19 protein-coding genes are annotated in these 21,543 nt (G+C 58.7%); 9 read left to right on the top strand and 10 right to left on the bottom strand.

The features are described 5' to 3' along the window. Positions 1-11: 11 nt before the first annotated feature. The 5 genes from carA to grpE form a co-directional block, all read right to left on the bottom strand. Positions 12-1,148 (bottom strand): glutamine-hydrolyzing carbamoyl-phosphate synthase small subunit, encoded by a 1,137-nt coding sequence (carA, locus tag CKW15_RS10010; RefSeq protein WP_095058369.1) that lies wholly within the window; start codon positions 1,146-1,148, stop codon positions 12-14. A 258-nt stretch (positions 1,149-1,406) separates the two neighbouring features. After that, entirely contained in the window at positions 1,407-2,210 is an 804-nt protein-coding gene (gene dapB / locus CKW15_RS10005; RefSeq protein WP_095058368.1) for a 4-hydroxy-tetrahydrodipicolinate reductase, read from the bottom strand. A gap of 10 nt (positions 2,211-2,220) precedes the next feature. Continuing rightward, positions 2,221-3,345, bottom strand: a complete 1,125-nt coding sequence (gene dnaJ, locus CKW15_RS10000; RefSeq protein WP_095058367.1) for a molecular chaperone DnaJ — start codon at positions 3,343-3,345, stop codon at positions 2,221-2,223. A gap of 297 nt (positions 3,346-3,642) precedes the next feature. Beyond that, entirely contained in the window at positions 3,643-5,559 is a 1,917-nt protein-coding gene (gene dnaK, locus CKW15_RS09995; protein WP_095058366.1) for a molecular chaperone DnaK, read from the bottom strand. 102 nt (positions 5,560-5,661) lie between these two features. Next, complete coding sequence (gene grpE, locus CKW15_RS09990) at positions 5,662-6,228, bottom strand: nucleotide exchange factor GrpE (RefSeq protein ID WP_056728221.1); 567 nt, start codon at positions 6,226-6,228, stop codon at positions 5,662-5,664. Between the two features lie 240 nt (positions 6,229-6,468). Between grpE and recN the strand changes: the two genes are divergently transcribed. Next, positions 6,469-8,142, top strand: a complete 1,674-nt coding sequence (gene recN, locus CKW15_RS09985; protein ID WP_095058365.1) for a DNA repair protein RecN — start codon at positions 6,469-6,471, stop codon at positions 8,140-8,142. A gap of 100 nt (positions 8,143-8,242) precedes the next feature. On the opposite strand, the gene fur is transcribed toward recN, so the two are convergent. Continuing rightward, a complete protein-coding gene (gene fur / locus CKW15_RS09980; RefSeq protein ID WP_003197684.1) occupies positions 8,243-8,647 on the bottom strand; it encodes a ferric iron uptake transcriptional regulator in 405 nt (134 codons plus the stop codon). A 97-nt stretch (positions 8,648-8,744) separates the two neighbouring features. On the opposite strand from fur, the gene CKW15_RS09975 reads away from it, so the two are divergent. After that, positions 8,745-9,272, top strand: coding sequence for an outer membrane protein assembly factor BamE (locus tag CKW15_RS09975; protein ID WP_095058364.1), 528 nt, complete (start codon positions 8,745-8,747; stop codon positions 9,270-9,272). Between the two features lie 61 nt (positions 9,273-9,333). Here the strand turns inward: CKW15_RS09975 and CKW15_RS09970 are convergent, their stop codons facing one another. Genes CKW15_RS09970 through CKW15_RS09960 form a run of 3 tightly spaced genes read right to left on the bottom strand, consistent with a single transcriptional unit; the run spans position 9,334 to position 11,486 of the window. Continuing rightward, positions 9,334-9,648: an RnfH family protein gene (locus tag CKW15_RS09970; RefSeq protein ID WP_095058363.1), complete on the bottom strand. Its 315-nt coding sequence runs from the start codon at positions 9,646-9,648 to the stop codon at positions 9,334-9,336. Next, the gene (locus CKW15_RS09965) at positions 9,641-10,075 is read right to left on the bottom strand and encodes a type II toxin-antitoxin system RatA family toxin (RefSeq protein ID WP_095058362.1); all 435 of its coding nucleotides are present in this window, start codon (positions 10,073-10,075) and stop codon (positions 9,641-9,643) included. Before CKW15_RS09965 ends, CKW15_RS09970 begins: the two co-directional genes overlap by 8 nt. Before the next feature lie 7 nt (positions 10,076-10,082). Beyond that, entirely contained in the window at positions 10,083-11,486 is a 1,404-nt protein-coding gene (locus CKW15_RS09960; RefSeq protein WP_095058361.1) for a sodium-dependent transporter, read from the bottom strand. A gap of 118 nt (positions 11,487-11,604) precedes the next feature. On the opposite strand from CKW15_RS09960, the gene smpB reads away from it, so the two are divergent. Further along, entirely contained in the window at positions 11,605-12,087 is a 483-nt protein-coding gene (gene smpB / locus CKW15_RS09955) for an SsrA-binding protein SmpB (protein ID WP_095058360.1), read from the top strand. Positions 12,088-12,205: 118 nt separating this feature from the next. Here the strand turns inward: smpB and CKW15_RS09950 are convergent, their stop codons facing one another. Next, positions 12,206-12,973 (bottom strand): FCD domain-containing protein, encoded by a 768-nt coding sequence (locus CKW15_RS09950; protein ID WP_095058359.1) that lies wholly within the window; start codon positions 12,971-12,973, stop codon positions 12,206-12,208. A gap of 263 nt (positions 12,974-13,236) precedes the next feature. On the opposite strand from CKW15_RS09950, the gene CKW15_RS09945 reads away from it, so the two are divergent. The 6 genes from CKW15_RS09945 to CKW15_RS09920 all read left to right on the top strand — a co-directional run bounded on the left by CKW15_RS09945 (position 13,237) and on the right by CKW15_RS09920 (position 21,309). Next, the gene (locus CKW15_RS09945; RefSeq protein ID WP_095058358.1) at positions 13,237-14,931 is read left to right on the top strand and encodes a lactate permease LctP family transporter; all 1,695 of its coding nucleotides are present in this window, start codon (positions 13,237-13,239) and stop codon (positions 14,929-14,931) included. 150 nt (positions 14,932-15,081) lie between these two features. Continuing rightward, complete coding sequence (locus tag CKW15_RS09940) at positions 15,082-15,906, top strand: (Fe-S)-binding protein (RefSeq protein ID WP_095058357.1); 825 nt, start codon at positions 15,082-15,084, stop codon at positions 15,904-15,906. Next, a complete protein-coding gene (locus tag CKW15_RS09935; RefSeq protein WP_095152080.1) occupies positions 15,903-17,357 on the top strand; it encodes a LutB/LldF family L-lactate oxidation iron-sulfur protein in 1,455 nt (484 codons plus the stop codon). Before CKW15_RS09940 ends, CKW15_RS09935 begins: the two co-directional genes overlap by 4 nt. Continuing rightward, a complete protein-coding gene (locus tag CKW15_RS09930; protein WP_095058355.1) occupies positions 17,357-18,028 on the top strand; it encodes a lactate utilization protein C in 672 nt (223 codons plus the stop codon). Before CKW15_RS09935 ends, CKW15_RS09930 begins: the two co-directional genes overlap by 1 nt. Further along, positions 18,025-20,835 (top strand): FAD-binding and (Fe-S)-binding domain-containing protein, encoded by a 2,811-nt coding sequence (locus CKW15_RS09925; protein WP_095058354.1) that lies wholly within the window; start codon positions 18,025-18,027, stop codon positions 20,833-20,835. The genes CKW15_RS09930 and CKW15_RS09925 overlap by 4 nt, the downstream gene beginning before the upstream one ends. Before the next feature lie 201 nt (positions 20,836-21,036). After that, complete coding sequence (locus tag CKW15_RS09920) at positions 21,037-21,309, top strand: hypothetical protein (RefSeq protein ID WP_095058353.1); 273 nt, start codon at positions 21,037-21,039, stop codon at positions 21,307-21,309. Positions 21,310-21,543: the final 234 nt, after the last annotated feature.

Raw genomic sequence — 21,543 nt, 5'->3', positions numbered from 1 at the left:
AGGGCGAGCGATCAGCGTCGCTTGGCCATCTCGTTGATGAAGCGATCAAACAATGGCGCTACGTCGTTCGGGCCAGGGCTGGCTTCCGGGTGCCCCTGGAAGCTGAAGGCGCTCTTGTCGGTACGCTCGATCCCTTGCAGGGTGCCGTCGAACAGCGATTTGTGGATCGCGCGAACGTTGGCTGGCAGGGTCGTTTCGTCTACGGCAAAACCGTGGTTCTGGCTGGTGATCATCACCACACCGCTGTCCAGATCCTGGACCGGGTGGTTGGCACCGTGGTGACCATGACCCATTTTCAAGGTCTTGGCGCCGGAGGCCAGGGCCAGCAGTTGGTGACCGAGGCAGATACCGAAGACCGGAATCTCGGTTTCCAGCACATCCTTGATCGCCTGGATCGCGTAGTCGCAAGGCTCCGGATCGCCAGGGCCGTTGGACAGGAACACGCCGTCCGGCTTCAGCGCCAGCACATCGGCGGCAGGGGTTTGCGCAGGCACGACGGTCACACGGCAACCTCGCTCAACCAGCATGCGCAGGATGTTCACCTTGACGCCGTAGTCGTAGGCCACCACGTGGTACGGCAGCTCGGAGGCTTCGATAGTCGCGTGGCTGTCGGTTTTCAGATCCCAGACAGTCGAGCGCCACTCGTAGCTTTCCTTGGTGCTGACGACTTTCGCCAGGTCCATGCCTTTGAGGCCTGGGAAACCTTGGGCGGCGGCGATCGCAGCGGCTTCGGAAATGTTGTCACCGGCCATGATGCAGCCGTTCTGCGCGCCTTTTTCACGCAGGATGCGCGTCAGGCGGCGGGTGTCGATACCGGCGATGGCCACAACGTTGTTGGCCTTCAGGTAATCGGACAGGGACATCGTGCTACGCCAGTTGCTCGCAACCAGTGGCAGGTCACGGATGACCAGGCCGGCAGACCAGACGCGGTTCGACTCGGCGTCTTCCGGCGTGGTGCCGGTGTTGCCGATGTGCGGGTAAGTCAGGGTAACGATCTGTTGGGCGTAGGAAGGATCGGTAAGGATTTCCTGATAGCCGGTCATTGCGGTGTTGAACACCACCTCACCAACGGTTTGACCGTCGGCTCCAATGGCTTCGCCGCGAAAAATGCTGCCATCAGCAAGGGCGAGTATGGCTGGCTTAGTCAAGAAGACCTCCCGTAAATAAAGCCTGAAAGGGCGATCGCAGGTTGTAAAAAAGCGGAGTGACGTATGGACACGTCACCCCGCTTCTTCACTGAATTATTCTGCGCGCTTTTAGTGGACACACTAAAGCTGTAGCTTACAGAAAAAGGCCTTTTTGGTCTACCGCCAATGAGCCTTAAAGGCTGGAGAATGCGACAGGACGTCGCTGGCGGAGTAAAACCGGGCTCAAACGCTGTGCGCGAGCCCGATTTCGGGTGCATCTTAACGCAGGTCGAGCACGTCTTGCATGTCATAAAGACCAGGCTCGCGCCCATCCAGCCACAACGCGGCGCGCACCGCGCCCTTGGCGAAGGTCATGCGACTGGACGCCTTGTGCGTGATTTCGACACGCTCGCCGTCAGCGGCGAACAGCACGGTGTGATCACCGACGATGTCACCTGCGCGCACGGTGGCGAAACCAATGGTCTCGCGTTCGCGAGCGCCGGTTTGCCCTTCGCGACCGTAGACGGCCACTTTCTTCAAATCACGACCCAACGCATCGGCAATCACCTCGCCCATGCGCACGGCAGTGCCGGACGGGGCATCGACCTTGTGACGATGGTGAGCCTCGGTGATTTCGATATCGACATCGTCACCCAGTACCCGGGCAGCCGTGTCGAGCAGCTTCAGACACAGGTTGACGCCTACACTGAAGTTGGCCGCAAAAACAATCGGAATGTCCTTGCCCGCTTCCGCCAGCAACTGCTTTTCTTCCACGCTGAAACCGGTGGTACCGATGATCATGGCCTTGCCGTACTTACGGCAGAAAGCCAGGTTCTTCAGGGTTACGGTCGGGTGCGTGAAATCGATCAGCACGTCGAACTCGTCGACCACCCGATCCAGATCACCGGACAACGGCACGCCGATGCGACCGATAGCCGCCAGCTCGCCGGCATCCGCACCGACCAGCGTGCTGTCAGGGCGATCCACCGCCGCCGTCAGACCCGCGCCCGGTGCTTGCTGTACCGCTTCAATCAGGGTTTTACCCATGCGCCCGGCGGCGCCCATCACTGCAATACGTCGCATGCCCGTCTCCTTACAAATCGCCGAAGAAGCGCTTCACGCCTTCGAACCAACCAGTGGTTTTCGGCGAATGGCTGTTGTCATCAGCCAGGGAACTGCGGAATTCTTCGAGCAGTTCGCGCTGACGACGACCCAGATTGACCGGCGTCTCAACCGCCACACGGCACATCAGATCACCGGCACCGCCGCCACGCACGGGCGCAACACCCTTGCCGCGAACTCGGAACTGCTTGCCGGTCTGAGTCCCCTCAGGGATCTTCAGCTTGACCCGACCATCAAGGGTCGGAATCTCCAGCTCGCCACCCAACGCCGCATCAACGAAGCTGATCGGCACTTCACAGAACAGATGCTTGCCATCGCGCTGGAAAATCGAGTGCTCGCGCACATTGATGACCACGTACAGGTCGCCGGTCGGCCCACCTTGGGCACCCGCCTCGCCTTCGCCGGACAGACGAATGCGGTCGCCAGTATCGACACCGGCCGGCACTTTCACCGACAGGGTCTTGTACTCTTCGACACGACCTTCGCCGTGACAGGAGTCGCACGGATCGGAAATGATCTTGCCCTGGCCATGGCAGCGCGGACAGGTCTGCTGCACCGAGAAGAAGCCCTGCTGCATGCGCACCTGGCCGATACCGCCGCACGTCGGGCAGGTCACCGGCGCAGAACCTTTCTTGGCACCGGAGCCGTCGCAAGGCTTGCAGTTGACCAGCGTCGGAACGCGGATATTCACGGTCGTACCACGTACCGCTTCTTCAAGGTCCAGTTCCAGGGTGTAGCGCAAGTCACTGCCGCGCTGAGCGCCGCCACGGGAACCGCCGCGACCACCACCGAAGAAGTCACTGAAAACATCACCAAAGATGTCAGAGAAATTCTGCCCGCCGAAACCGGCACCGCCGCCACCCATGCTCGGGTCGACACCGGCATGGCCGTACTGGTCGTACGCCGCACGCTTGCTGGAGTCGGACAGCACTTCGTAGGCCTCATTGGCCTCTTTGAACATTTCTTCCGACGCTTTGTCATCGGGATTACGGTCCGGGTGATGCTTCATCGCCAGGCGACGGTAGGCCTTTTTCAGGTCCGCTTCGCTTGAGCCACGCTCAACACCCAATACTTCGTAATAGTCACGCTTTGCCATAAGTCTTTGCACTCTTAAGGACGTCCGACAAACCCCTCCTGAGCCTTGCCGAACTCGTTGAGCCCCAATACAGGCCCGGACCCAACTCACGTCAATTCAACGATCCTGGTCTTTGTTTCGATTTGGCACTTTCAGCTCGGAAAGCAGGAGCATTCCCGGCCATGCCAACAACGCGCGAACCTTGTCGCATGCTGTAAAAATTCGCGTATTCCAGATACGCCAACGCGGGAGCAAGCTCCCGCGCGGCGACATCCTACCAGTCACCGCCTGAAGGCAGTCAACCGGCCGACCAACAACTTACTTGTGGTCTTTGACTTCTTCGAACTCGGCATCGACAACGTCGTCAGCCTTTTCAGCCGATTCGCCCTGCGGTGCAGCGCCTTCAGCAGGCTGAGCCTGTTCGGCGTACATCTTCTGCGCCACTGGAGCGGAGACTTTCGACAGCTCTTCAACCTTGGCGTCGATAGCAGCCTTGTCGTCGCCTTTAACGGCGGCTTCCAGGGCAACTACGGCCGCTTCAATTGCAGTCTTCTCTTCAGCGCTCACTTTATCGCCGGCATCGGCAACCATTTTGCGCGTCGAATGAACCAGTGCATCACCCTGGTTACGGGCAGCGGCCAGCTCTTCGAACTTGCGGTCTTCCTCGGCGTTCGCCTCGGCATCACGCACCATGCGCTCGATTTCTTCGTCGGACAGACCGGAGTTGGCCTTGATCACGATCGACTGAGTCTTGCCGGTGGCCTTGTCCTTGGCGCCTACGTGCAGAATGCCGTTGGCGTCGATGTCGAAGGTCACTTCGATTTGTGGCACGCCACGTGGTGCTGGTGGAATCTCGGCCAGGTCGAACTTGCCCAAGGACTTGTTCTGCGCCGCTTGCTTACGCTCACCTTGCAGCACGTGAATGGTCACGGCGCCCTGGTTGTCGTCGGCAGTCGAGAACACTTGCGATTTCTTGGTAGGAATCGTGGTGTTTTTCTCGATCAGCGCGGTCATCACGCCACCCATGGTTTCGATACCCAGGGTCAGCGGGCTAACGTCCAGCAGCAGAACGTCTTTCACGTCGCCAGCCAGTACGGCGCCCTGGATAGCAGCACCCATGGCAACCGCTTCGTCCGGGTTAACGTCTTTACGAGCTTCTTTGCCGAAGAACTCGGTTACCAGCTTCTGAACCAGTGGCATACGGGTCTGACCGCCTACCAGGATCACGTCGTTGATAGCGCCAACGTCGATACCGGAGTCTTTCAGAGCGATGCGGCAAGGCTCGATGGTGCGTTGAACCAGGTCTTCAACCAGCGCTTCCAGCTTGGCGCGCGAGATTTTCACGTTCAAGTGCTTAGGACCGGTGGCGTCTGCAGTGATGTACGGCAGATTCACGTCGGTCGACTGAGCGGAAGACAGCTCGATCTTGGCTTTTTCAGCGGCTTCTTTCAGGCGCTGCATGGCCAGCGGGTCGCCCTTGAGGTTCATGCCGCTTTCTTTCTTGAATTCGTCGACGAGGTAGTCGATCAGACGAATGTCAAAGTCTTCACCGCCCAGGAACGTGTCACCGTTGGTGGCCAGTACTTCGAACTGGTGCTCGCCATCGACTTCAGCGATCTCGATCACGGAAACGTCGAAAGTACCACCGCCCAAGTCGTAAACGATCACGGTGTGATCGCCCTTGGCCTTGTCCATACCGTAAGCCAGAGCGGCTGCGGTTGGTTCGTTGATGATACGTTTTACGTCCAGGCCCGCGATGCGGCCGGCGTCTTTGGTCGCTTGACGCTGGCTGTCGTTGAAGTAGGCCGGAACGGTGATCACCGCTTCGGTCACGGTCTCGCCGAGGTAGTCTTCGGCGGTCTTCTTCATTTTCTTCAGGATTTCAGCCGAGATTTGTGGCGGCGCCATTTTCTGGCCGTTCACTTCAACCCAGGCGTCGCTGTTGTCAGCCTTGACGATCTTGTAAGGGACCATCTGGATGTCTTTCTGTACGACTTCTTCGTCGAAACGACGACCGATCAGACGCTTCACCGCGTACAGGGTGTTATGCGGATTGGTCACAGCCTGACGCTTGGCCGACTGGCCAACCAGAATTTCGCCATCGTTGGCGTAAGCGATGATCGACGGCGTGGTACGCGCGCCTTCAGCGTTTTCAATAACTTTTGCCTTGCCGTTTTCCAGCACGGAGACGCAGGAGTTGGTAGTCCCCAGGTCGATACCGATAATTTTGCCCATGTTCACTCTCCCGAAACTTTGGATTTGGTTGCCGCAGCAGTGGTGGCTAACTGCGGTAGCACTTAAACGCTTGACTTATAAATGGGGGCCTTGCGGCGGATTTCAAGCCTGCTCATCAATCGAAGGCGAAACCGGCGCAGGCGCCTTGCTGACCACGACCATCGCCGGGCGCAGCAGGCGACCATTGAGCTGATAGCCCTTCTGGAACACCTTCAAAACACTGTTCGGCTCGACATCAGCGCTTTCCTGCATGGCCATCGCCTGATGGTGAACGGCGTTGAACGGTTCGCCATGCGGATCGATCGCTTCAAGCTGATAACGCTTGAGGGTGTCGTGGAACATTTTCAGGGTCAGCTCGATGCCTTCGCGCATCGGACGGATGCTTTCGTCATCCGGGCTGGACAATTCCAGACCACGCTCCAGGCTGTCGACGATCGGCAGCAGGTCGCTGGCGAATTTTTCCAGCGCGAACTTGTGAGCCTTTTCCACATCCTGTTCGGCGCGACGGCGGACGTTCTGCAGATCGGCGGCTACACGCAAAGCCTGATCCTGAGCGCCTGCCAGTTGCTCTTCGAGCACTTGTACACGAGCCGCCAGGTCATCACCCGAAGCCTCGGGCGCCTGGTTGGCGTCTGGGTTTTGCGTATCCACTGTCTGTTCGTCAGCCATAGATTTCTCCTTTCAATTTCTTCCGCGAGCTCAACTCGCGCTTCTGCCCAGCTATATGGGGCCGCAAAATCGGGCTTCAAGGGGTACCTATCATTAACCCCACAAAAATTAACTGCATTGTCATTCCCCTGCGCGCCAGGGCTTTCGTCGGATCGAGCAAATCGAGCTAACGAGGGGCATTGTCAGCCAGAAACAAAACACTGTATAAATAACCAGACCTAACACCTGGGAGCGGCCCACATGCTGGTGCACCTGTCCGTACACAACTACGCCATCGTTGAACATCTCGACCTCGAACTTGATCGCGGAATGAGCGTGATCACAGGGGAAACCGGTGCGGGCAAGTCGATCATGCTCGATGCATTGGGCCTGACCCTGGGTGATCGCGCCGACAGCGGCGTGGTGCGCCCCGGCGCCGACAAGGCCGACATCCTGGCCACGTTCGATCTGGCCGACATTCCGGAAGCCAGCGCCTGGCTGGCCGAGCGCGATCTCGAGAACGACGGCCCGTGCATCCTGCGCCGGGTCATCACCTCCGAAGGGCGCTCTCGCGGCTACATCAATGGCACGCCCTGCCCCCTGGGCGACCTCAAGGCGCTGGGCGAGCTGCTGATCGACATCCACAGCCAGCACGAACACCAATCCCTGCTCAAGACCGACACCCACCGTCGCCTGCTCGACGAGTACGCCGGCGCTACTGACCTTGCCCGACAGGTTCAACTTGCCGCCCAGCGCTGGCGCCAAACCCGCCAGGAACTGGAGCGTCTCTCCAATTCCGGTGACGAACAGCGCGCCCGCCATCAACTCTTGAGTTATCAGCTCGAAGAGCTGGAAAACCTTGGCCTAGGCGACAATGAGCTGGAGAACCTGGAACAGGAACACAAGAACCTGACCAATGCAGAAACCCTGCTGGGAATCTGCCGCCAAGTTGTCGAGCAATGCAGCGAAAGTGATTCAGGAAATGTGCTGAACGCCCTTACTGCCAGCCTCAATCGACTGTCGAGCGTGAACAACTCCATCGGCGCACTGGGCGAAGCCAGCAGCTTGCTGACCAGCGCGCAGATTCAGGTCGAAGAAGCGGTCGGCGAGCTGAACCGCTTCCTGGACAACTTCGACGCCGATCCGTCGCGACTTCAATACCTCGAAGAGCGGCTTGATGCGATCTACACCCTGGCCCGCAAGCATCGAATCCAGCCAACTGAACTCGCCGAGATGCAGCAGAAGCTGCTGGATGAAATCGAAACCCTGAATGCCAATGACGAATCCATCGAGCGATTGAGCGACGAATTGTCGTCCTACGCCCGCCACTATCAGGAAAAGGCTCGGGAGCTGAGCGATCTGCGCCATCAAGCCTCAAGCAGCCTGGCCAGTGCCGTGGAGCAGGAAATCCAAAGACTGGGTATGCCAGGCGGACGCTTCACCATCGAGCTTCGCCCCAACACCAGTGCCGAATTGCTGCCGAATGGCCTGGAACAGGTCGAATTACTGGTCAGCGCCAACCCCGGCCAACCACTGAAAGCCCTGGCGAAAGTGGCATCCGGAGGCGAGCTGTCGCGGATCAGCCTGGCGATTCAGGTGATTACTGCACAGACCTCCCGCATACCGACCCTGGTGTTCGACGAAGTGGACGTCGGTATCGGCGGCCCGACGGCGGAAATTGTCGGCCAGTTACTGCGTCGACTCGGCGAGCGCGGACAGGTGCTGACCGTGACCCACTTGCCGCAAGTGGCGGCGCAGGGCCATCAACATTTGTTTGTGCACAAGGTTCGCGGCGAGGATGCGACCCGCACAGCCGTGTCGAAGCTGAGCAAGAACGATCGTATCGAAGAAGTCGCGCGGATGCTGGGAGGCATCGACCTCACCAAGGAATCCCTGGCTCACGCGAAAAAGATGGTCGTTACCGCAAAGGCATAACGCGGACAAGGACCACGTACAATCCGTACAGCAGAAAGCACGAAGGCGACCCTGGGGTCGCCTTCGTTCGTTTCGCGAACTGAATGTTCGCGCGACATGCTTACTTTTTCTTGCGTACGTACAGCACCAGATTGTGATCAACCATCTCGAAGCCATACTTGTCGACGATTGCTTTCTGAAGCCGCTCGATTTCTTCGTCGAAGAATTCGATCACTTCGCTGGTTTCGACGTTGACCATATGGTCGTGATGCTTGCCGTCGTCCAGCTCGAAGACCGCATGGCCTCCATCGAAGTTATGTCGCACCACAAGGCCAGCTGCCTCGAACTGGGTCAGAACACGGTAAACCGTGGCCAGACCGACGTCCTCACCAGCCTCCATAAGGGCCTTGTAGACATCCTCGGCACTCATGTGGCGTTGCTCGGCGGAATCGAGCATTTGCAGAATTTTGACCCGTGGCAGGGTCACTTTGAGGCCGGCTTTGCGTAGTTCGCTATTTTCAACCATGGTCAGCTTTCTCGCGATGCTGCTTCGCAGCTTCTCTTAATGCGGGTATGATCGGCGTTTACGTTGTCCCAGCCAAGATAGTGGAAGTCGCCCACCGATGCAAAACACCAAGCTCTTGCTAACCAGTTTCACCTTTGTGGGACTGCTCGCACTCGCCGGTTGTTCATTCCCCGGGGTTTACAAAATCGACATCCAGCAGGGCAATGTCGTCACGCAGGACATGATAGACCAGTTACGCCCGGGAATGACCCGTAAGCAAGTACGGTTTATCATGGGCAACCCTCTGCTGACCGACACGTTCCATGCCGATCGCTGGGATTATCTGTACAGCCTGCAACCGGGTGGCGGTGAACGCCAACAGGAACGCATTAGCGTTATCTTCAACCCAAATGATCAGCTTGTCAGCCTCTCTGGCGATTTCATGCCGGGCGTGAGCCGCGACGAAGCCATTCTCGGCAAAGACGCTGACACGAGCGTCAGCGCGCCGGCAGAAGTCGTCGAGAAGCCAAAACCGGAAAAACCGGTCAAGCCAGGCTCGTTGCTGGATCAGATCCAGAAGGACGTCGACGGTGTAGAAACCGTTCCGGTCCCGACACCAGAGCCTCTGGACACCACGCCGCAATAATTTGCGACGCAATAAAAAACCCGGTTAATCCGGGTTTTTTATTGCCTGCGATTTGAGCGGCTCACTGATTCCGGGATTTGGCCTCGGCAGCCTTGGCGGCACGCAGTCGACGGACCTCTTTGGGATCGGCCAACAACGGTCGATAGATCTCGATGCGATCCCCCGCTTGCACCATGCGGCTATCAGGGTCCGCAATCACTTTGCCGAAAATCCCCACGGGACAATCGGCCAGATCCAATTTCGGAAACTCGCCACCTACCCCGGACTTGAGTAAAGCCGCCCGCAGCGTCGTCCCGGCGGGCACCGTCACCGTGATCAAAATCTGCCGGTCAACAGCGGCATACACCACTTCGACCTCGATCATGGCATTAACCATAGATCTGTTTGGCCCGCTGGCAGAACGCATCCACCAGGGTATTGGTCGCCTGATTGAACAACGGCCCCAAAGTCGCGCGAACCAGCGGCCCGGCGTAGTCGAACGACAAATCCAGGCTGATCTTGCAGGCCTTTTCACCCAAAGGCTTGAACGTCCACACACCATGTAACTGGTTGAATGGACCCTCCTCAAGATTCATCTCGATCGACTGCCCCGGCACCAGCGTATTGCGCGTCACAAAATGCTGGCTAAGACCGCCCTTCGCCACGCCTACACTGGCGCGCATGTGTTCAGGAGAGCTTTCCAGAACTTCTGCCGTCGAGCACCACGGCAGAAACTCCGGATAACGCGCCACGTCGTTGACCAGGTCATACAGCGCTTGCGCCGGATACGGCAGCAAGGCCGAACGTGAAATATGTGTCGTCATGTCAGCGTCATTTCCACAACTGGGCGGCAAACACTACGAGAATGCCGATGGGCGCCACATAGCGCATCAAGAACAAGGACAGGGCAAACAGCGCAGGGTTGCGAATCGACAACTCGTCACGCACCGCTTCACGCCCCATGATCCAGCCTGCGAACACCACGAAACACAAACCGCCAAGCGGCAACATGAGTCGCGAGGTGAAGAAATCGATCACACCGAAGAAGTCGAGACCACCGGCCGCGCCCCATTGGTAGAGGTGGAACATGCCGCCTTCGTTCACGAAGAACTTGGCTTCCTTCCAGATATTGAAGGAGAACACCGTGCCCAGTCCCACAAACCAGCAACTGAAGGCCAACCAGAAAGTCACCCACGCTCGACTGACTTTAGTGCGCTCAACCAGGTAAGCCACCATGGGTTCGAGCAGGGAAATTGCCGAACTCCAGGCCGCCACCGCCACCAGCACGAAGAACACCACGCCCATCAACTGTCCGAACGCGACGTTACCGAAGGCAAAAGGCAGGCTGACGAACATCAGGCCCGGCCCTTCGCTCGGATTCAGGCCCGCAGCGAACACAATCGGAAACAATGCCAGACCGGCAACCAGAGAAACGAATGTATCCAGCAGCGCCACACCGACGACGGTCCCGGAAATCGAAGAGTTCTTCGGCATGTAGGCGCCGTAGATCATGATCGAACCGACACCTACGCTCAGGGAGAAGAAGGCATGCCCCATCGCGGGCAGCAAGCCGTCCATGACCTTTTCCGGGTGGAAGTCGAACATGAAATGCACGCCCTCCATGAAATGCCCGGTGGTCATGCTGTAACCCAGCAATACAAGAATCATCACGAACAGCAGCGGCATCATGATGCGCAAACTGCGCTCAAGCCCGGCAACCACGCCCTTGGCGATCACCACCGCGGACAACAGCATGAAAATCGTGTGCCAAAGTGTCAGGCGCCACGGATCGGCGATCACATTGCCGAAGTAAGCCCCCACCTGATCTGGCGTCGCGCCCTGAAAATCGCCACGCCCCATGTCGATGATGTAGTCCAGCGACCAGCCGCCGACCACACTATAGAAAGACAGGATCAGCAACGCCGTGATCATCCCGGCAAAAGCCCCCCACGACCACTTCGCCGAATGCCCTGCCTCGGTCGCCAGGATCTTCAAGGCGTTGGCCGGGCTCTGCCGCGCACGCCGGCCGATCAGGGTTTCCGCCAACATGACTGGCACACCGATCAGCGCAATGCAGGCCAGAAACATCAGCACAAAAGCACCACCGCCATAGACGCCGACCATGTAGGGGAATTTCCAGATACTACCCAGACCCACGGCCGAACCGGTCGCGGCGAGTATGAAGACCCAGCGGCTAGCCCAACTGCCGTGGACAGAAACCTTGTCTGTCGACATCGTTATCACGCCCAAGCGTTCAAAAAAGAGGCCGCATTGTCCGGGATTCAATCAACCTGCTCAAGCACGTAGCGATACCGTAGCCGACTCGCGTGCAACTCCCTATAATGCCGCCCCTATGGCTAAACAGAAGAAACACCCAACAGGGACCATCGCGCAAAACAAAAAGGCGCGACACGATTACTTCATCGAGCATAAGTTCGAGGCTGGTCTGGTCCTGGCCGGCTGGGAAGTAAAAAGTCTGCGGGCGAGCAAGTTGCAGCTGGTGGACAGTTACGTGCTGCTCAAGGATGGCGAAGCCTGGCTGCTCGGCAGTCACATCACGCCCCTGACGACCGCCAGCACCCACGTCATCGCGGATCCGACCCGCACCCGAAAATTGCTGCTCAACCGGCGCGAGCTGGAAAAGCTGGCCACGGCCGTACAGCAAAAGGGTTACGCCTGCGTGTGCCTGTCCTGGTACTGGAGCAAGCACATGGTCAAGTGCGAGATCGCTCTGGGCAAGGGCAAGAAGGAATACGACAAGCGTGATACCGAGCGCGAACGCGATGCCGGTCGCGAGTTGCAGCGTGCGGTGCGCAACAAGGGCAAGGAAGACTGATTTTTCTGCCTGAGTTTCGCGGCGCCATCGAAAAGATCGCAGCCTGCGGCAGCTCCTACGTTAGGGTTTTTGTTTCCCTGTAGGAGCTGCCGCAGGCCGCGATCTTTTGCTTTAACGATCAAGTCCCCTTGCGCCGCTCCGCCCGGGCCATGCGTTGCACTTCCTGACGCACTTCTTCCAGCACTTCCTGCACATACAAAATGTGTCGGCTGGAGACTTCCCGCGCCTGCTCTGCCCGCCCTTCGATAATCGCCTGGTACAACTCCCGATGCTGTGTGATCAGCATGTCGCGGGTTTCCGTGCGCTGCTTGTACATGCCGCCGATGTTGGTGACGACGTTGCGCTTGAGCAGGTCGAACAGCCCACGAATGGTGTGCAACAACACCGCGTTATGACTGGCCTCGGCGATTGCCAGATGGAATTTCGCATCTGCTGCCCCCTCTTCGGCACGGCTCACTTCGTCGTGGCGTGTGTAACAGTCCTGCAATTCATTGAAAGCGGCAGTCAGCCGTTCGCGGTCGACATCAGTGGCACGCAGCGCCGCGTAATAGGCGCAGGACGCTTCCAGCGTGTGGCGAAACTCCAACAGGTCGCGCTGAGCCTCGGGATTGCTTTCCAGTAGGTGCAGCAATGGATCGCTGAAGGTCGTGCCCAACGACTCCACCACGTAATTGCCGCCGCCCTGGCGACTGATCAGCAGCCCCTTGGCCGTCAGCTTTTGAATGGCTTCACGCAAGGAAGGACGCGACACACCGAATTGCTCGGCCAGCGCACGTTCGGCCGGCAAACGCTCACCCGCCTTCAGCGTGCCCTCGAGGATCATGCCCTCAAGCTGCTCGACAATATCGTCAGACAAACGGCGCTGACGAATCTGATCAAACCCCATAACTCGATTTCTCCACGATCCGACGGCTCGCCGGCGCTCTATTCTGGTCTATCGGCAGCGCATCAGCACCTACCGGACAGCACTTGATCCAACACGGTGAATAACCCTGCGGGCACTCGCATTCGACAAAAGTTTTAGGGCGGCAAATTGACACACCACCTACAAGGCTTTTACCCTAGCGAACAGCGATTGTAAATTGGTATTACCAATTATCCAAGAACGCTGATCAGTGCCTGACCAACAACAATTAGGGGCCACCCCATATGCAAACCTGGCAACAGCTCTATAGCCCGCTCGGCAGCCTCGGCCTGTCCGCACTCGCGGCTGTTATCCCCATCGTATTTTTCTTCCTGGCTTTGGCGGTGTTCCGCATGAAAGGTCACGTGGCCGGCAGCATCACGCTGGCCTTGTCGATCCTGGTGGCGATCTTTGCCTTCCAGATGCCGGTCGACATGGCGTTCGCCGCCGCCGGATATGGCTTCGCCTACGGCTTGTGGCCGATTGCCTGGATCATCGTTGCAGCGGTATTCCTCTACAAACTGACGGTCAAGAGCGGTCAGTTCGAGGTCATCCGCAGTTCAGTGCTGTCGATCACCGACGATCAGCGCCTGCAAGTGCTGTTGATTGGTTTCTGCTTCGGCGCCTTCCTCGAAGGTGCAGCCGGTTTCGGCGCACCGGTAGCGATTACCGCGGCACTGCTGGTAGGCCTGGGGTTCAACCCGCTGTACGCCGCAGGCCTGTGCCTGATCGCAAACACCGCGCCGGTAGCCTTCGGCGCCTTGGGCATTCCGATCATCGTTGCCGGGCAAGTCACCGGCATCGACGCCTTCAAGATCGGCGCCATGACCGGTCGCCAGCTGCCGCTGCTGTCGCTGTTCGTGCCGTTCTGGCTGGTGTTCATGATGGATGGCCTGCGCGGCGTGCGTGAAACCTGGCCGGCGGCGCTGGTCGCGGGCTTGAGTTTTGCCGTCACTCAATACTTCACCTCGAACTTCATCGGCCCTGAACTGCCGGACATCACCTCGGCCCTGGCCAGCCTGATTTCCCTGACTTTGTTCCTGAAGGTCTGGCAACCCAAACGCGCCGCAGGCCAACACATCGTCGGTGCTGTTTCCGCCTCGGTGGTCAGCGCCAGCGTCGGCGGTTTTGGCCAGAAGCGCACCACCGTGGCGTCGCCCTACAGCCTCGGGGAAATTTTCAAGGCCTGGTCGCCGTTCCTGATCCTGACCGTACTGGTCACCATCTGGACCCTGAAGCCGTTCAAGGCGATGTTCGCCGCCGGCGGCTCGATGTACAGCTTCGTATTCAACTTCGCTATCCCGCACCTGGATCAACTGGTGATCAAGGTCGCACCGATCGTGGCCGCGCCAACCGCCCTTCCGGCAGTGTTCAAGCTTGACCCGATCTCCGCGACCGGCACGGCGATTTTCTTCTCTGCACTGATCTCGATGCTGGTGCTGAAGATCAATATCAAAACTGGTCTGACCACTTTGAAAGAGACCTTCTACGAACTGCGCTGGCCGATCCTGTCCATCGGTATGGTGCTGGCCTTCGCCTTCGTCACCAACTACTCGGGCATGTCTTCGACCATGGCCCTGGTATTGGCAGGCACTGGCGCGGCGTTCCCGTTCTTCTCGCCATTCCTCGGCTGGCTGGGCGTGTTCCTGACCGGTTCGGATACCTCGTCCAACGCGTTGTTCAGCTCGCTGCAAGCAACCACCGCACACCAGATCGGCGTCAACGACACCTTGCTGGTGGCGGCGAACACCAGCGGCGGCGTGACCGGCAAGATGATTTCGCCACAGTCGATCGCGGTGGCCTGCGCGGCGACGGGCCTTGTGGGCAAAGAATCGGATCTGTTCCGCTTCACCCTCAAGCACAGCCTATTCTTTGCAACAATCGTCGGCCTGATCACACTGGCCCAGGCCTACTGGTTCACCGGCATGCTGGTGCACTAAGGACTACAAGAAACACAGAAAAAACCGACGCCGGGCCACGACCCCGGCGTCAGCTATTCACACCCCGGTCTGTAAGGCCGCTGAAAGTTTCCCTCTCTATATTCAGCGGCCTCAACGGACGAATAACCGGGACCACCCGGAGACCGCCTGATGAGCGAGCTTTTTTACAACGCTGTGCCGAATGCGACCCGTGTCGCCCCGCCACTGCCCGAGCCTCGGCAATATCCCAGCGAAAAACCGGCCCGGGTCTACCTGTTCGGGACTTGCGTGGTCGACTTGTTCTACCCGGAAGCCGGGATGGACGCGATCCACTTGCTGGAACGCGAAGGCATTCGTGTCGAGTACCCGCAAGGGCAAAGCTGCTGCGGTCAACCGGCCTACACCTCGGGTTACACCGAACAGGCAAGGACCGTGGCGCGCTCACAACTGGCGCTGTTTGCCGGTGACTATCCGGTGGTGGTGCCGTCAGGTTCTTGTGCCGGCATGTTGCGCGAACACTATGCCGACTTGTTCAAGGACGAGCCGGACACGTTGCAACAGGTTCAGGCCCTGGCGGCCAGGACCTATGAACTCGCCGAGTTCCTGCTGTTCGTCTGCAAGGTGCAACTCAAGGACAGCGGCGAGCCGGTAAAAGTAGCGCTGCACACGTCGTGCTCGGCACGTCGCGAGATGAACACCCACCTGCACGGCCGTGAGTTGTTGGCGCAGTTGAACAACGTGGAGCGCGTCAACCACAGTCACGAAAGTGAATGCTGTGGCTTCGGTGGGACTTTCAGCGTCCGTATGCCAGACATTTCCGGCGCGATGGTGGCTGACAAGACCCGGTCGTTGAAGGAATCCGGCGCACACAAGATTTTGAGCGCCGATTGCGGCTGTCTGATGAACATCAACGGCTCGCTGGAAAAACAGAAAGAAGCGCTGCGCGGTCAGCATCTGGCCAGTTTCCTCTGGCAGCGAACCGGGGGTGCCCAATGAGCACTTCCTCGATTATTCCTACGGTCGCCGTAGAAGAAGATTTTCGCACCCGCGCCCACAACGCGCTGGGTGATGCGCAATTGCGAGGCAACTTTCGCAAGGCGATGGATTCACTGATGACCAAACGGGCAGCCGCTTTCAGCGATGCCCACGAAAGAGAACACCTGCGCGCGCTGGGCAATGCTGTCCGCGCCCGTGCGTTATCCAAGTTGCCCGAGCTGCTCGAACAACTGGAACAGAACCTGACCCGCAACGGTGTGACAGTGCACTGGGCGGAAACGGTGGACGAAGCCAATGGCATCGTCCTCTCGATCATCCGCGCTCACGAGGGGCGGCAAGTGATCAAGGGTAAATCGATGGTCAGCGAAGAGATGGAGATGAACCATGTCCTCGCTGAACAGGGCATTGAATGCCTGGAATCGGACATGGGCGAGTACATCGTCCAGCTCGACCACGAGAAACCTTCACACATAATCATGCCGGCGATCCACAAGAACGCCGGTCAGGTCGCGTCCTTGTTCCACGACAAACTTGGCGTGGAATACACCAAGGACGTAGACCAACTCATTCAGATCGGTCGCAGGGTCCTGCGGCAGAAATTCTTTGAAGCGGACATCGGCGTTTCCGGCGTCAACTTCGCCGTCGCCGAAACCGGCACCCTGCTGTTGGTGGAAAACGAAGGCAACGGCCGCATGACCACCACGGTGCCGCCGGTGCACATTGCCGTCACCGGCATTGAGAAAGTCGTGGAAAACCTGCGCGACGTGGTGCCGTTGCTGTCATTGCTGACCCGCTCGGCGCTTGGCATTCCAATCACTACCTACGTCAACATGATCTCTGGCCCGCGCAAAGAGCATGAACTCGACGGCCCTCAAGAAGTGCACCTGGTCTTGCTGGATAACGGTCGCAGCCAGGCGTTTGCCGACAGCGAACTGCGCCAGACCCTGAACTGCATTCGTTGCGGCGCCTGTATGAATCATTGCCCGGTGTACACCCGAATCGGCGGTCACGCCTATGGGGAGGTTTACCCTGGGCCTATCGGAAAAATCATCACCCCGCACATGGTCGGCCTGGCAAAAGTGCCGGATCATCCGAGCGCATCGTCGCTGTGCGGTGCCTGCGGTGAAGTTTGCCCGGTGAAAATTCCGATCCCTGCACTGTTGCGGCGTCTGCGGGAAGAAAACGTCAAAGCCCCGGACAGCCCTCATCAAGTGATGCGCGGCCAGGGCAGCAAGTACTCGCGCAAAGAGCGGTTCATCTGGAATGCCTGGGCCAAGCTCAACAGCTCGCCGACGCTCTATCGCCTGTTCGGTTTCTTTGCCACGCGCCTGCGCGCCCTCACGCCGAGCAATGTCGGCCCGTGGACGCAAAACCACAGCGCACCGAAACCCGCTGCCCGCTCGCTGCATGACATGGCCCGTGAACATTTGGCCAAACAGGGAGACCGTTGATGAGTGCCAAGCAAAATATCCTCGCCAAGCTGCGCAAAAGTCTGACAGGCACCACACCGGTGGCTGACGACTTCGATGTCGATCTGGTGACGCAGCCTTACACTTACACGCCGGAACAACGTATCCCGCAGTTGCGCAAGTTGATGGAAGCGGTACACACGGAAATTCATCTGACGTCCGGCGAAGAGTGGCCGACGCTACTCGCGCAATTGCTGCGGGACCGCCAGTTGCCGAGTCTGCTGATCGCACCGACAACGCCCCACGGTCAACGGATCACGCAGCACTGGACGAACAATCCCGGCCTGCCAATGCTAAAAACCTACGACCGTCCGGTTGAAGAATGGAAAGCCGAGTTGTTCAACGACACCCCGGCGAGCCTGACCGGCACCCTCGGTGCCATCGCGGCCACGGGCAGCCTGATTATCTGGCCGACCCGGGAAGAGCCCCGCTTGATGAGCCTGGTGCCACCCGTGCATTTCGCCCTGCTCAAGGCCAGTGAAATCCGCGACAACTTCTATCAGGTGCAGCAGGAATTCGAATGGGCGCAAGGCATGCCGACCAACGCGTTGCTGGTGTCCGGCCCGTCGAAAACAGCCGACATCGAGCAAGTACTGGCGTACGGCGCCCACGGTCCGAAGGACATGGTGGTGCTGATTCTGGAGGACCAATGAGTCTACCGGCCGCTTTCCTGCGTGATGTGCAACAACTGATTCCTCAGGTGCGACGTTTCGACGACCCGTTATCAACCCTCGCCTTCGGCACCGACGCGAGTTTCTACCGGCTGATTCCCAAACTGGTGATACGCGTCGAGTCCGAAGATGAAGTGGTGGCACTACTGAAACTCGCCCAGCGCGATCAGGTCCCGGTGACCTTTCGCGCCGCTGGCACCAGCCTGTCCGGCCAGGCCATCAGCGACTCGGTGTTGATCGTGCTGGGGGATAACTGGAACGGTCGCGAGATTCGCGGGCAAGGCACACAAATTCGATTGCAACCGGGCGTTATCGGCGCCCAGGCCAACGCGTGGCTGGCACCGTTCGGACGCAAGATCGGCCCGGACCCGGCTTCGATCAACGCCTGCAAAATCGGCGGGATCGTCGCCAACAATGCCAGCGGCATGTGCTGCGGTACGGCACAAAACACCTATCACACCCTGGCCGGGATTCGCCTTGTGCTGGCTGACGGCAGCCGTCTCGATACTGAAGACGCTGCCAGTGTTGCAGCCTTTCGTCAGTCTCACGCCACATTGCTGGAACGTCTGGCGACATTGGGTCGCGAGACCCGCGCAAACGCCGAACTGGCTGCAAAAATTCGCCACAAATACCGTCTGAAAAATACCACTGGCCTGTCACTCAATGCCCTGGTGGATTTCGACGAGCCTGTGGATATCTTGAGCCACTTGCTGGTCGGCTCCGAGGGCACGCTCGGCTTCATCAGTGCGGTGACCTACGACACCGTGATCGACCACCCGAACAAAGCCTCGGCGTTGATCGTGTTCCCGGATGTGGAAACCTGTTGCAACGCTGTGACTGTGCTGAAAAGCCAACCAGTGGCGGCCGTGGAACTGCTGGACCGCCGTAGCCTGCGATCAGTGCAGGACAAACCTGGCATGCCCGCTTTCGTACAGCATCTGTCGAACAATGCCTGCGCCTTGCTGATCGAATCCCGCGCCGCGTCGCCCACCTTGCTGCACGAACAACTTGCGCAAATCATGGCGTCGCTGAAGGCGTTTCCGGTGGAAAAGCAGGTCGACTTCACCGAAGACCCGCAGGAAAACGCCCGTCTCTGGGCCATCCGCAAAGACACCTTCCCGGCCGTCGGCGCGGTGCGCAAGACCGGCACCACGGTGATCATCGAAGACGTCACCTTCCCGGTCGAACAACTGGCTATCGGCGTCAACCGTCTGATCGAGTTGTTCGACAAACATCACTACGACGAAGCGATCCTTTTCGGACACGCTCTGGAAGGTAATCTGCACTTCGTCTTCACCCAAGGCTTCAATAACCCGGAAGAAGTCGCACGCTATCAGGCGTTCATGGACGACGTGGCGCAATTGGTGGCGGTGGAGTTCGGCGGTTCGCTGAAGGCCGAACACGGCACCGGGCGCAACATGGCACCTTTCGTCGAGCTGGAATGGGGCAGTGATGCCTACCAGTTGATGTGGCAGCTCAAGCGCTTGCTCGACCCCAATGGCATTCTCAATCCGGACGTGGTGCTCAGTGACGATCCGCAGATCCACCTCAAACACCTCAAGCCGCTGCCGGCCGCTGACGAGATTGTGGACAAGTGCATCGAGTGCGGCTTCTGCGAACCGGTCTGCCCGTCGAAAGGACTGACCCTGAGCCCGCGCCAGCGCATCGTGATCTGGCGTGACATTCAAGCGAAAAAGCGCGCAGGCATCGACACGTCAGAACTCGAAGCCGCTTATGAATATCAAGGCATCGACACCTGTGCCGCGACCGGCCTCTGCGCACAACGTTGCCCCGTAGGCATCAATACCGGCGAGCTGGTGAAAAAGCTCCGCAGCCGGAAAGCGACGCATACGAAAACCGCCAACTGGCTTGAAAGCAATTTCGCCACAGCGCTGCAAAGTGCACGTTTCACCTTGCACGTGGCCAATGGTGCGCGAATGTTGTTGGGCGCACCAAGACTGGCGAAGTTGTCGGCGACCTTGACGCGCCTGTCCAAAGGACAGGTCCCGCAGTGGACCAACGCGATGCCGCAACCGGAAAAAGCCATTCGTTTCAGTCCAGCGGTGACCGATGCGCGCCCTCGAGTGGTCTATCTGGCGGCGTGTGTATCCCGCGCCATGGGCCCGGCTGCGGGTGACACGGAACAAATGTCGCTGCACGACAAGACCCGTGGCCTGCTGGAAAAGGCCGGTTACCAAGTGGTGTTCCCGGATAACCTGGACAGCCTTTGCTGCGGCCAACCCTTCGCGTCCAAAGGCTATGCCGAACAAGCCGAGCACAAACGACAGGAATTGATCGGTGCCCTGCTCCACGCCAGCCGTGGCGGGCTCGACCCGATCTATTGCGACACCAGCCCCTGCACCTTGCGCCTGGTTCAGGACCTGGGTGAGGCCCGCCTGGACCTGTACGACCCGGTGCGTTTCATCCGCACTCACTTGATGGATCGCCTGGCGTTCACGCCACAGGACGCACCGATTGCCGTGCACGTAACGTGCAGTACGCAGCACCTGGGGGAAAGCCAGGCGCTGATCGATCTGGCGCGCAAGTGCAGCAAAAACGTGGTGATTCCCGAAGGCATTCACTGCTGCGGCTTCGCCGGTGACAAAGGTTTCACCACGCCGGAGTTGAACGCCCACTCGTTGCGCACGCTCAAGGATGCGGTACAACAATGCAGTGAAGGGATCTCCACCAGCCGCACCTGTGAGATCGGTCTGACGCAACATGGCGGCATTGACTACCACGGACTAGTTTATCTGGTGGACCGCGTTACCCAGGCTAGGGAGCCCTGAAATCTGGACCTCATGGCAGGCGCATCAATGCGCCTTCCTTAATACTTCTTGCCGGAATCAACAGTTCTACAGCAGAAAAATAGAACCCTGCCGTGCCACCGCAGTCCACTGATCAAGTCCTGCAAAACGTGGGACATCAAAAACTCGGCAGCCCGTTTTGACGGCCAGCGACGCCTGGCCTTTAAGCCCAAGGAGAAATATATGAATCGTTCCGTTCTATTAGGTCTGTTCGTTACTGCTTCGCTTATGGCTTCCCCTTCGTTCGCCGCAGAAGACCTTTGCGCGGTCAACCTGAAAACCATCGAAAACGGCAAGGCACAGATTCCTCCAGAAATGGCTGATCAGGTAAAAGCCTCCGTCGAGCAAGCCAAAGCCGACCAGGCAAAAGGCACCAAGGAAGGCACTGATGATTGCATCGCCGAGACCAACGACATCATCAAGGCCGTCTCCGACTCGAAAAAAGGCGGGAAGTAACTCGGCCTAGGGCCACGTTGGCGTACATCGACAACGGAGCATTGGCAGCCGGGAGCTCAAAGCCCGGCTGCGCTCGCTACGAAGCAAACCAAAACCCGCCAGTTGCGTAATGCTGTTCACTTAAGCATTTGAGCTCGCGCAGGGCTTCCTAGAAAATCCGATGCCAGACCTCTGGCATCGGATTTTTTATGTCTGTTCAACAAGACCTGCTCGACCTCGGCGACCTTTTCAACT

This window comes from Pseudomonas sp. Irchel s3b5, assembly GCF_900187435.1.
GTDB lineage: Bacteria > Pseudomonadota > Gammaproteobacteria > Pseudomonadales > Pseudomonadaceae > Aquipseudomonas.
The sequence above is the reverse complement of the archived record's forward strand: the minus strand, read 5'-3'. Positions and strand labels throughout refer to the sequence as shown.